At 37.6% G+C, this 11,530-nt stretch carries 10 protein-coding genes, 1 other RNA gene and 1 other annotated feature; of the genes, 8 read left to right on the top strand and 3 right to left on the bottom strand.

What is annotated here, in order from left to right; all coding sequences use genetic code 11:
- Positions 1-150: 150 nt before the first annotated feature.
- Positions 151-597 (top strand): D-aminoacyl-tRNA deacylase, encoded by a 447-nt coding sequence (dtd, locus tag BUB45_RS01890; protein WP_073004604.1) that lies wholly within the window; start codon positions 151-153, stop codon positions 595-597.
- A gap of 80 nt (positions 598-677) precedes the next feature.
- Here the strand turns inward: dtd and BUB45_RS01885 are convergent, their stop codons facing one another.
- Positions 678-1,730, bottom strand: coding sequence for an N-acetylmuramoyl-L-alanine amidase family protein (locus BUB45_RS01885; RefSeq protein WP_073004602.1), 1,053 nt, complete (start codon positions 1,728-1,730; stop codon positions 678-680).
- Positions 1,731-1,842: 112 nt separating this feature from the next.
- Here BUB45_RS01885 and BUB45_RS19710 point away from each other — a divergent pair, with 112 nt between their 5' ends.
- From BUB45_RS19710 to ssrS, 4 genes are all read left to right on the top strand, one after another.
- Positions 1,843-2,019 carry a hypothetical protein gene (locus BUB45_RS19710; RefSeq protein WP_162985814.1) on the top strand — a complete coding sequence of 59 codons (177 nt, stop codon included), beginning with the start codon at positions 1,843-1,845 and terminating at the stop codon, positions 2,017-2,019.
- 168 nt (positions 2,020-2,187) lie between these two features.
- Positions 2,188-2,405 (top strand) — a binding site (T-box leader).
- Positions 2,406-2,740: 335 nt separating this feature from the next.
- A complete protein-coding gene (hisS, locus tag BUB45_RS01880) occupies positions 2,741-4,030 on the top strand; it encodes a histidine--tRNA ligase (protein ID WP_073004600.1) in 1,290 nt (429 codons plus the stop codon).
- The gene (gene aspS, locus BUB45_RS01875; RefSeq protein WP_073004598.1) at positions 4,023-5,804 is read left to right on the top strand and encodes an aspartate--tRNA ligase; all 1,782 of its coding nucleotides are present in this window, start codon (positions 4,023-4,025) and stop codon (positions 5,802-5,804) included. The genes hisS and aspS overlap by 8 nt, the downstream gene beginning before the upstream one ends.
- A gap of 305 nt (positions 5,805-6,109) precedes the next feature.
- Positions 6,110-6,293: non-coding RNA, 6S RNA (gene ssrS / locus BUB45_RS01870), on the top strand.
- 65 nt (positions 6,294-6,358) lie between these two features.
- Here the strand turns inward: ssrS and BUB45_RS01865 are convergent.
- Positions 6,359-7,039, bottom strand: coding sequence for an RsfA family transcriptional regulator (locus tag BUB45_RS01865; protein WP_073004596.1), 681 nt, complete (start codon positions 7,037-7,039; stop codon positions 6,359-6,361).
- A gap of 289 nt (positions 7,040-7,328) precedes the next feature.
- Positions 7,329-8,597, bottom strand: a complete 1,269-nt coding sequence (locus BUB45_RS01860) for a replication-associated recombination protein A (RefSeq protein ID WP_073004594.1) — start codon at positions 8,595-8,597, stop codon at positions 7,329-7,331.
- 158 nt (positions 8,598-8,755) lie between these two features.
- Here BUB45_RS01860 and cymR point away from each other — a divergent pair, with 158 nt between their 5' ends.
- The 3 genes from cymR to mnmA all read left to right on the top strand — a co-directional run bounded on the left by cymR (position 8,756) and on the right by mnmA (position 11,516).
- Positions 8,756-9,175 (top strand): cysteine metabolism transcriptional regulator CymR, encoded by a 420-nt coding sequence (cymR, locus tag BUB45_RS01855; RefSeq protein ID WP_073004592.1) that lies wholly within the window; start codon positions 8,756-8,758, stop codon positions 9,173-9,175.
- Between the two features lie 21 nt (positions 9,176-9,196).
- Entirely contained in the window at positions 9,197-10,348 is a 1,152-nt protein-coding gene (locus BUB45_RS01850) for a cysteine desulfurase family protein (protein WP_073004591.1), read from the top strand.
- Positions 10,349-10,409: 61 nt separating this feature from the next.
- On the top strand, positions 10,410-11,516 hold the full coding sequence (gene mnmA, locus BUB45_RS01845; RefSeq protein WP_073004589.1) for a tRNA 2-thiouridine(34) synthase MnmA: 1,107 nt from the start codon (positions 10,410-10,412) through the stop codon (positions 11,514-11,516).
- Positions 11,517-11,530: the final 14 nt, after the last annotated feature.

Raw genomic sequence — 11,530 nt, 5'->3', positions numbered from 1 at the left:
ATAAGGCAATATTACGCTTGGTAGCTAAACGGGGATAAGCAAAGAGTGCTGTAAATAGTTTGCCATGCGGAGAATGTTTAAGTTCATTCTTATGCGTTCTATTTGGGTCTCATTTCATACCAACTACAGTATTATGAAAAGGAGTATAGTATGAGAGCAGTCATTCAACGTGCAAAAGGAGCGAGCGTTTCAGTTAATAATTCTATTATTGGACAAATAGAACATGGGTTTGTTGTATTGCTTGGCGTAACTCATGATGATACGATCGAGGATGCAACTTATTTAGCAAAAAAAATCGTCCAACTTCGTGTTTTTGAAGACGAACAGCAAAAGTTAAATTTATCATTAAAAGATGTAAAGGGAAGTATTTTATCCGTTTCGCAATTTACATTGTATGGGGATACGAAAAAGGGACGCAGACCAAATTTCATGCATGCAGCTAAACCAGAAAAAGCAAATGAACTGTACCTTCAATTTAATCGGTTTGTTACGGACGAAGGTGTTCATGTAGAAACTGGGGCATTTGGGGAAATGATGGATGTTCAATTGACAAATTCAGGTCCTGTTACGTTAATTTTAGATAGTAAACAAAGATAATGTATGAACCGCATGGAATAAGTTGTACTCCAAAGAGAGTTCAAAAATGATTTCATGCGGCTTTTATTTGTATAGCAGTTTCAGTATTCAGTTTTACCAATCTCAGAACGTGCAAAATAGGAACCTAACCCTTGGATGATGCCAGAAACAAGCTTTTTCTGGTACATTGTCGTTAGAAGGCGTGCTTCTTCTGCTTTATTGGAGATAAACCCTAATTCTAGTAAGATAGCTGGCTTCAAGTTTTGCCTCAATACTAAAAAATCTCCAAATGATGTACCACGATCATCTGCCTGAACAGCATCGAATACTTTCTTTTGGATCGAAGCAGCTAATTTTTTATTTGCTTCTTTGTAGTAAAAAGATTCGATACCAGTAACATTAGGTAAGTTTGGTACGCTGTTGTAGTGTAAGCTGATAAATACATCTGTATCAAAATTGTTGCTATAGCTAATTCTACTATTTAAAGGGATATACTCGTCATTTCTTCTTGTTAATCGAACATTTGCACCGAGCATGGACAGTTCATTTGTTAATTCTTGAGCTGTCAAATAAGCCACGTCTTTTTCAAACACGCCGCTTGCACCTATCGCTCCAACATCTCTTCCGCCATGACCAACGTCAATAACAATCGATTTGTTAGCAAAACTGCTTTCTTTCATAGGGAGGGAGATGGGTTCAGTAAGGGCTTTATATACGAACCCATGTATTGCTTTGTTTTGTATTTCATACCAGTCCCCTTTGGAGGAAATAACTTGAAACGAACTTCCTTTCTTTGCGAAATTTGCTATAGGAGCGTCCGTGGTTGGACTGCTACGAATTTGCGTATTTTCATGAGGAATAGTGATTGTAGACGGTGTATCAACTTGGTCATTGATGCTTAGATATTTAGCATGAACCCAACCGACGTTACTATCTTCTAATTGTATTTCTACCCACTCTGCCTGTCGTTTTATAAATGTAAATGCCGTTCCATCATGAATTTGTGTTATTATTTGAAATTCTGTTCCAGGACCCGAACGCACATGCACGTTATCTTCTGTAATAGTACCTTGTTTTGCAAAACTAACAGGTTTGTCCAAATTAAAAGTAAACAACAGTATTAGAATGGAAATAACCACTATACGTTTATTCAAAAAGATACCTCCTAATTGGCAACGTTATCAATGATGATTAACTACAAACTTTCTACTAAGTATAATAAAAAAAATGAATGGTGGCAAAACTAAGAAAGAGGAGGATACGTATATGCATAAATCAAAAAAACAGTGGAATGCTCATCGACATACGGACTTGTTTGCAGTGAATTTACATCAGGTTATGGAGTTAGTAGAAGCGGAGGCAAATCATATGGAGATGGCAGAAGAATTAGGTTTATCGTTAAGGGAAATTCATGTATTAAAGAAAAAAATCAATCGTGCTTGACAGAATAGCTTTGAACGATTATTATAATATACATTCCTTCGTATTGGTTAGATGTAGTACTTTATTCAAATACGATTGTCTACTTAAACTAATCTTTATAATGTAGGTTTTGTGACTTTTATTATAAAACGATAATTTCTTGTTCGTATGAAACAAATTATATTTGTAAATGAACCGATGACGGAAACAGTAGTTGGTTGCCGAATTGACTAGAGAAAAAATGCCAATGGCTGGAAGCATTTTACATATTCGCCCAATGAAAGACGCTCCAGAGGTTTTATATCGAATTTTAGTAGGTATAAACGTATCGCAGGCGTTAACTGCATAAAGCGGGTGTTATATACATCAACTAGGGTGGCAACGCGGGTTAAACTCTCGTCCCTTATTTATTGAAAAATAATGAGGGACGGGAGTTTTTTATATTATTATAGTTATATGGTTGATAGTAAAAAACGATAGCTTTTACATAAAGTGCTTCAATTAGGGAGGGTTTTCTTTTATCCAATAGGGATTGTTTAAATGAAAAAACAGGTATTTAGGCGTTGCTATCTTCCCGCTTAGGCTTGCCCAACTCACACCTTCCAAGTCTTGAAGAGCGAGTCTTACAGCGTTTTTACTTATATCCGGGATAAACCCATTATCAATCATATCGATGATGATTTTAAGTTCTACATCTTATTTAAAAAACAAGTTATACAATGACTAGTAGGAGGTTAACAAAATGAGCTATAAAGCGCCACGAGGTACGACTGACATACTGCCTGAAGATGCAAAAAAATGGCAGTGGGTAGAAGAAACAATTAAACAGGTATGTAACAAATTTCATTATGAAGAAATTCGTACACCTGTATTTGAACATACGGAAGTGTTTCAACGTGGGGTCGGTAATACAACAGATATTGTTCAAAAAGAAATGTACACTTTTGAAGATCGAGGTGGGAGGAGTATTACTTTACGACCAGAGGGAACAGCTCCTGTCGTTCGTTCTTTTGTAGAGCATAAACTGCACGGCTTGGCAAACCAACCAACAAAACTTTATTACTTTGCAGAAATGTTCCGATATGAACGGCCACAAAAAGGGAGGATGCGACAATTAAATCAATTCGGAGTAGAAGTATTGGGTAGTGCAGACCCAGCTGTCGATGCAGAAGTTATTGATTTAGCAATGACCTGCTATCAAGAAATGGGCTTAACATCTTTAAAATTAGTAATTAATTCACTCGGAGATAAAGAAAGTAGAGAAAATCATAGACAAGCGCTTATCGCGCACTTTACGCCGCATAAGCATGAACTCTGCTCTGATTGCCAAACGCGTCTACAAAACAATCCGTTACGTGTACTAGATTGTAAACAAGATCGGGATCATCCAGCAATGCAAACTGCTCCGTCTATTTTAGATTATTTAAATGAGGAGTCTGAAGCGTATTTTGAACAAGTTAAAGACTATTTGGATAATATTGGAATTCCCTATGAAATAGATAAAAACTTGGTTCGCGGTCTAGATTATTACAACCATACGGCATTTGAAATCATGAGTGAAGCAGAGGGATTCGGTGCGATTACAACTCTAGCAGGTGGTGGTAGATACAATGGCTTAGTGGAGGAATTAGGAGGGCCAAACACGCCTGGAATCGGATTTGCTATGGGTCTTGAACGATTGCTTATGGCATTAGAAGCTGAAAATCAAGTTATCCCTGTCGACCGTTCATTGGAAGCTTATGTCGTAGCAGTGGATGAACAAGCACAAAAAGAGGCCGTAATGCTCGTTTCTAAACTGCGCAAGCATGGTGTGCAGGCAGATAAGGACTATTTAGGAAGAAAAATGAAGGGGCAATTCAAAGCAGCTGACCGTTATGCAGCTAAATATGTATTAATTATTGGAGAAAATGAGCTTGAAGAACAGACGATTACGGTAAAAGAGATGAGCACAGGAGAGCAAGCAACGGTCGCTAAAGATCAAATAATTGATGTAATGAAGGAAAAGTGTGTAGGAGGAAGAGAACATGAGTAAGCAGCAACGTGTAATGGCTGGTTCACTAAGTGAAGCTAGTGTAAAAGAATCTGTCCTTTTAAAAGGTTGGGTACAAAAGCGCCGCGATTTAGGAGGCTTAATATTTATCGATTTACGTGATGCTTCTGGTGTTGTGCAAATTGTATTTAACCCAGATCATTCACAAAGAGCGTTAGAGATAGCTGAAAATATTCGCAGTGAATATGTAGTTGAAGTAGAGGGAACCGTTGTAAAACGTGATTCCTCAACGGTTAATCCTACTATGAAAACAGGGAAAATTGAAGTGATCGTTTCTGCGATTACGATTTTAAACAAAGCGAAAACACCACCTTTTGCGATTCAAGATAAAGCAGAAGTATCCGAGGATTTACGATTATCTTATCGTTATCTTGATTTGCGCAGACAGCCATTGCAAGAAACGTTTAAGTTAAGGCATCACATTACACAGGCTGTTCGCCACTATTTAAACGAACAGCAGTTTTTAGAGATGGAAACACCTATTTTAACTAAAAGTACACCAGAAGGAGCGAGGGATTATCTTGTTCCAAGTCGTGTGCACCAAGGTGAGTTTTATGCTTTACCACAGTCGCCTCAATTGTTTAAACAGTTGATTATGATGGGGGGGTTTGAAAAGTATTACCAAATTGCTCGTTGTTTTCGTGATGAAGATTTACGAGCAGATCGCCAGCCTGAATTTACACAAATTGATGTGGAAACATCATTCTTAACAAGCGATGAAATCATGCAGTTAACAGAAGAAATGATGCAATTTGTTATGAAAGAAGTGAAAGGAATAGACATCTCCCTTCCGTTAAAACGCATGCCGTATGATGAGGCAATGGCACGATATGGTTCTGATAAACCAGATACTCGTTTTGGAATGGAATTAATTCATGTTGGAGAGATTGTGAAGAAATCGGGCTTTAAAGTATTTCAAAGCGCTATTGAATCAGGCGGTTTAGTAGCTTTGTTGAATGTAAAACAACAGGCAAAGACATATTCACGCAAAGATATTGATAAACTTACGGAGTTTGTTAAAGTGTATGGTGCTAAAGGTCTTGCATGGCTTAAAGTGGAAGGAGAAGAATTAAAAGGACCGATTGCCAAATTTATTTCTGAAGAAGAAAAAGCAGGTTTAATGGAAAAAGCACAAGCGGAAAATGGCGATTTGTTATTATTTGTGGCAGATAAAACCAATGTTGTTTACGATAGCTTAGGCGCCCTTCGTTTAAAATTAGGAAAAGAGTTACATTTGATAGACAACACTGCTTATCATTTTCTATGGGTGACGGATTGGCCGTTATTAGAATATGATGAAGAGCAAGGAAGGTATTTTGCAGCGCACCATCCGTTTACTTCACCAATTGAATCGGACATAGAAAAGCTTGCTACAGAGCCGGAAAATGTCAGAGCAAATGCATATGATTTAGTCTTGAATGGCTACGAATTAGGCGGTGGGTCTGTTCGTATTCATCAAGTAGAGTTGCAAAAGAAAATGTTTAAGGTGTTAGGATTTTCTGAAGCGGACGCACAAGAACAGTTTGGTTTTCTATTAGAAGCTTTAGAATATGGCGCTCCACCACATGGCGGCGTAGCCTTGGGGCTTGATCGAATTGTCATGCTTTTAGCTGGTAGAACGAATTTACGAGACACGATTCTATTTCCGAAAACAGCTTCTGCTTCCGATCTATTAACAAATGCACCGAGCGAAGTGGACCCAAGTCAATTAGATGAACTGTCTATTCAACTCAAATCTCAAAATCAAGATAAATAGTTTTAATAAAAAAACGAATGAATACATGAAGCATTTGTACCATCTTGCAACTAGTACTTGGTGGGGAAAGCGTGCAACACTTTCTAACACTATGGGGGAGTATTAGTTTTGTGTTTATCGTATATGAAAAACAAAGACTTGGCGATAAGCTAAGTTTTTCTAAGATATCTTTATTATGTAGATAAAACTAGAAGCTACAAATGGCACGCGGATATTTGCAGATGTTTTTTTAGGAATAGAAGTAAAGTGTAGCTAAAGGATTGATTTTTACAGAAGCGACATGTTAAAATAAATTTACAATAAAGTCGATCCTGATGTGTTCGTCCATGAAAAAGCGTTTTGACCGAACACCTTTATAAAAGGGAGCTTGTTGGTTTCTATGTTGCGTGCACGCCTTACTTACAGGAAGCACAATATATGTAGAACAGAGCACCCACCTGCCATGAGCGGGATTAAAACTTTATACTGGACGGCACGATCGGGAGATAAAAAAGCCTACATTGCTTAAAGGAATTTTCCTTTAGTAATGTAGGTTTTTCAGTTCTTGCATACATTCAATTAGATCCTTGCGCTAATTGTTGCAAATTCCCATTTTTATCCATTCGGAATGCTGGTGCAGTCCTCATATCTTGATCTTCTAACACAGTCATTTTTCTCGCCCTATCCATAATTTGAATAAATGCTTGATAGTCCTCCTGCATCGTCGCTAATTGCGATTTTGTTTGTTTTAATTCTTGAGTCAATCTATCTACTTGCTTCTGTAATTCTTCTTTTTCTTTTTGAACGTGTTCAAGTGATGCTTGTGATTGATTTGAATGTAACGATTGCTTTTCTAATTCTCTTAAAAAATGAATGACCTCATCCATTGTTATGTGAGAATTGAAAGAATTGGCGTTTATAGGAGTTTCAGTTGATGTTTGAAACTGCTCCGCCTCTTGATGTTTTGCAGCTGATGAAGCTACAAGGGTTGGTTTATGTTCTGCTTTTTCTGCTCTAGCCATAGCCCGTTTCTTTTCTTTTCGTTGGCGTTTTGCGAGATCAATAGCATTTACATACTTATTGCGTATTTCTGCATTCCAACGAAACCCACAAGCGGCAGAAGTACGATTTAATTTATCTCCAACCTCTTCAAAAGCATTCAGTTGCGTACTTCCTTCTCTAATGTGACGTAAGACGGTTTCTGCCAATAATAGATCATCTTCATGTGACCATGCATCTTGTCTGACCTTAGCCATTTTGTTTCCACTCCTTTTTTACTGTAACAAAATATAAACTGTTAGGTTTTATCATATTAAGAAAAACAATAGCTTTCCCGTCAAAATTGGTGAAGCGTCATGTTTTCTAATAACAACCAAAGTTTGAGAAAAATAGTATACAAGATCATATTTGCTTTTATTGTTACCAAAGAAGTTTCAACTTATACCTGAAATTTTATTTATACTAAAAGAAAGTATAAATTTTAGGGTTTATCGTATAAAAAAATAATAGCTTTCACCATAATACTTGGCGACAAGCCAAGTTTTTCTAATCTTTCTTTATTCTCTCATAAACTTGTTTCATAGCTTGTTCAAATTTTCCTGTAGCTTTAGGTTCATAGTATTGCTTATGTTTGATTGCCTCAGGTAAATATTGTTGCCTTACCCAACCACTCTCATGGTCGTGTGGATACTGATACTGTGTTCCTCTTCCTAATGTTTGTGCACCAGCGTAATGAGCATCTTTAATATGGGCAGGAACTTCTCCGCCTTTTCCGCTGCGTACATCTTGTAAAGCTTTGTCTAAAGCTTTATAGGCTGAATTGGATTTTGGAGATAAACAAAGTTCAATAATTGCAACAGCTAATGGGATTCTAGCTTCTGGAAAGCCCAGCCTTTCCGCAGCTTGTACAGCTGTTAACGTCCGTGGTCCTGCTTGTGGATTGGCTAATCCAATATCTTCATACGCAGTTACAACCATTCTCCGCCCGATACTTTCTAAATCACCAGCTTCGACTAATCTGGCTAAATAATGAAGTGCAGCGTCAACATCGCTTCCACGAATGGATTTTTGAAAAGCAGAAAGCACATCATAATGTGCATCACCATTTTTATCATGTGAAAAGCTCTTTTTCTGCATACACTCTTCCGCTGTTGTTAAGGTGATAGAAATTTGTTTCTCCTCATTCTCTGGTGTGGATGCTACCGCTAGTTCCAACCCATTTAATGCTGCACGCAGATCTCCGTTAGCACTAAACGCAAAATGATCTAATGCTTTCTCAGAAATGTAAATGGACGAGCTGCCGTAGCCGTTTACTTCATCTTTTAATGCTCGTTGAATTGCTTGCTTGACATGCTCCGTTGTTAGTCGATGCAATTCAAACAGATGACATCTGCTGCGAATCGCAGGATTAATGGAGTGATAAGGATTGCTTGTTGTACAACCAATCATAATTACTAAATTACTTTCAAGATGTGGGAGCAAAAAATCTTGCTTCGCTTTATCTAAACGATGTACTTCGTCTAAAATGAGTACCAATTGTCCTGTCATTTTTGCTTCTTCCACAACAATTTCCATGTCTCTTTTTTTATCTGTTACTGCATTTAATGTTTTTACTGGCATTGCTAAGCTTTTTGCCAAGGCTATTGCCATGGATGTTTTTCCCGTACCAGGCGGTCCAAATAATATCATGGATGCAAGTCGCTTAGCAGTTACCATCCGACGAATAATTTTCCCTTCGCCAACTAAATGCTCTTGACCAATAATTTCATCAATATGTTCAGGTCTCATTTGAAATGCAAGTGGTTTTTGTTTCATTTATACCGCCCTTTATAATATAATAATAAATTACTTATCTAACTTGACATTGTAATACACATACGAATGAAATGCATCGTATGCAATACTTTTGTATTCCATGCTATAATAACATGTATGAGAAAGTGTGGAACGTTATTTTAATTGAGGTGTTATATATGAAAATTTCAACCAAAGGAAGATATGGTCTTACTCTTATGATACATCTAGCAAAATGTCATGGCAAAGGTCCTATTTCTCTGAAACAAATAGCGAAGGAAAATCAATTATCGGAGCATTATTTAGAGCAACTAGCCTCACCATTACGAAATGCCGGCTTAATTCGGAGTATTCGCGGTGCATATGGTGGTTATGTATTGGCTAAGGAACCGATGGATATAAAAGCTGGTGACATCATTCGTGTATTAGAAGGCCCGATTACGCCTGTAGAAGGAATAGAAAATGAAGAACCAGCAAAGCAAGCTTTGTGGCGAAGAATCCGCGATGCAGTTAAAGACGTATTGGACACGACGACGTTAAAAGATTTAGCTGAGCATAATGATGATGAACCACAAGATGCTTATATGTTTTATATTTAATTTTAGGAAGGGTAGATTTTCTTGGAACATATATATTTGGATCATGCGGCAACGACACCCGTTCATCCACAAGTATTAAAACGCATGTGTGAAGTAGAAAAAGAGACTTTTGGGAATCCATCCAGCGTGCATGCTTTTGGAAGAAAAGCGCGACAACTTGTAGATAGCGCTAGATCCCATATTGCTAAACGTATGGGCGCTAACGAAAAAGAAATTATTTTTACAAGTGGAGGAACAGAAGCGGATAATTTAGCCTTAGTTGGCGTAGCTAGAGCTAATAGAGACAAAGGAAATCATATTATTGTAACTGCTCAGGAACATCATGCGGTATTACACACTGCGGAAGCTTTGGAAAAAGAAGGTTTTCGTGTCACCTATGTACCTGTAGACAGACAAGGGAAAATTGCGGTTGAGGATGTCATGGATGCATTGACAAGCGAAACTATTCTCGTTTCCGTAATGTATGTAAATAATGAAACAGGCATAATCCAACCCATTCAAGAAATTGCTGAACAAATGCAGCATCATCAAGCCTACTTGCATACGGACGCTGTGCAAGCTTTTGGTTTACTTGCTATTGATGTTCGTGAATTAGGTGTTGATTTACTAACTGTATCTGCCCATAAAATTAACGGTCCAAAAGGCATCGGTTTGTTATATACGAATAAAGACGTACAGTTACAATCCTTGCAATATGGTGGAGAGCAAGAAAGAAAACGGCGTGCAGGAACAGAAGATGTTGCTCGAATCGTAGGCTTTGAAAAGGCTGTTGAATTAGCAGTAGAACATAGAATTGAGCGAGTGGAACAATACCAAGCTCTTAAACAGCAATTTATCAACGGCTTACAGGAACAAGACATTGCCTTTCAAATAAATGGTGACGAACAGAATACAGTCGCTTCGATTGTAAATATAAGCTTTCCAAACACGGCTGTAGAAGCACTCTTAACTAATTTAGACCTCGATGGTGTTGCTGCATCTAGTGGTAGTGCGTGTACGGCAGGGTCTGTAGAACCCTCACATGTGTTAACAGCGATGTACGGTTCAGGGGATGAACACACGACAAATTCGGTTCGATTTAGTTTTGGCCTAGCTAATACTCCAGAAAACATTCAGACTGCTACTAAAAGAGTAGCTAAGAGCGTTACGAGACTGACTCAATCTATAAGGTAAAGGTCAGCAATACAACATGTATTAAGAAAAATGTTATTTAATTAGTAAAAGGATGATTACAATGAATCATGATACAAGAGTAGTTATAGGTATGAGTGGAGGTGTAGATTCTTCGGTAGCAGCTTTATTGTTAAAGCAACAAGGTTATGATGTAGTGGGGATTTTTATGAAAAACTGGGATGATACAGATGAATTTGGTGTTTGTACCGCCACAGAGGATTTTGAAGATGTTGTCCGAGTATGTAACCAATTAGATATTCCTTATTATGCCGTTAATTTTGAAAAACAATATTGGGATAAAGTGTTTACCTATTTTTTAGATGAATATAAAGCAGGTAGAACACCTAACCCTGATGTGATGTGTAATAAAGAAATAAAATTTAAGGCGTTTATGGACCATGCATTGTCATTAGGTGCTGATTATGTTGCAACTGGTCATTATGCCAGAGTTCGTGAACAGAAAGGGCGCTTTGAATTGTTGCGTGGTATAGATGACAATAAAGACCAAACGTATTTTCTGAATCAACTAACAGAAGATGTGCTATCAAAAGTTATGTTTCCGCTTGGTCATTTACCGAAATCAGAGGTACGGAAAATAGCTAAAGAAAATGACCTTGCAACGGCAACGAAGAAAGATAGTACAGGTATATGCTTTATTGGAGAACGGAACTTCAAAGCATTTTTAAGTGAATACTTACCTGCTCAGCCTGGAGAAATGCAAACGTTAGATGGCGTAGTGAAAGGACGCCATGATGGTTTAATGTACTATACAATAGGACAGCGGCAAGGTCTTGGTATTGGTGGTGCAGGTGACCCGTGGTTTGTAGTTGGAAAAAATATAGCCAAAAATATATTATACGTAGAGCAAGGGTATAGTAATAAAAAGCTGTTTTCTGATGCTCTGACTGCAACAGATGTAAATTGGATCCAATCGGATAAAATAAACGAGGTGTTTACTTGTACTGCAAAATTTCGCTATCGTCAAGATGATAGTCCAGTAACGGTAACATTGTTGGATAATAATCAAGTTCATGTTGTTTTTAAAGAAAGCCAACGTGCTATTACTCCTGGGCAAGCTGTCGTGTTTTATGATGGAGAAATATGTCTTGGGGGCGGTACAATTGATAAAATTTTTAAGCGTGAATGCCAACTTGATTATGTAGGTTAACAAGGAGTTTTTAC

Origin of the sequence: Virgibacillus chiguensis, assembly GCF_900129865.1 — a bacterium.
GTDB lineage: Bacteria > Bacillota > Bacilli > Bacillales > Amphibacillaceae > Virgibacillus > Virgibacillus chiguensis.
Note: the sequence above shows the minus strand (reverse complement) of the source record. Positions and strands in the feature narration are given on the sequence as shown.

Bases quoted from the DNA above. Each gene is read 5' to 3' on its own strand.
- BUB45_RS01860 (WP_073004594.1), bottom strand. From the start codon at position 8,597: ATGAAACAAAAACCACTTGCATTTCAAATGAGACCTGAACATATTGAT.
- aspS (WP_073004598.1), top strand. From the start codon at position 4,023: ATGAGTAAGCAGCAACGTGTAATGGCTGGTTCACTAAGTGAAGCTAGT.
- BUB45_RS01865 (WP_073004596.1), bottom strand. From the start codon at position 7,039: ATGGCTAAGGTCAGACAAGATGCATGGTCACATGAAGATGATCTATTA.
- BUB45_RS19710 (WP_162985814.1), top strand. From the start codon at position 1,843: ATGCATAAATCAAAAAAACAGTGGAATGCTCATCGACATACGGACTTG.
- cymR (WP_073004592.1), top strand. From the start codon at position 8,756: ATGAAAATTTCAACCAAAGGAAGATATGGTCTTACTCTTATGATACAT.
- dtd (WP_073004604.1), top strand. From the start codon at position 151: ATGAGAGCAGTCATTCAACGTGCAAAAGGAGCGAGCGTTTCAGTTAAT.
- mnmA (WP_073004589.1), top strand. From the start codon at position 10,410: ATGAATCATGATACAAGAGTAGTTATAGGTATGAGTGGAGGTGTAGAT.
- hisS (WP_073004600.1), top strand. From the start codon at position 2,741: ATGAGCTATAAAGCGCCACGAGGTACGACTGACATACTGCCTGAAGAT.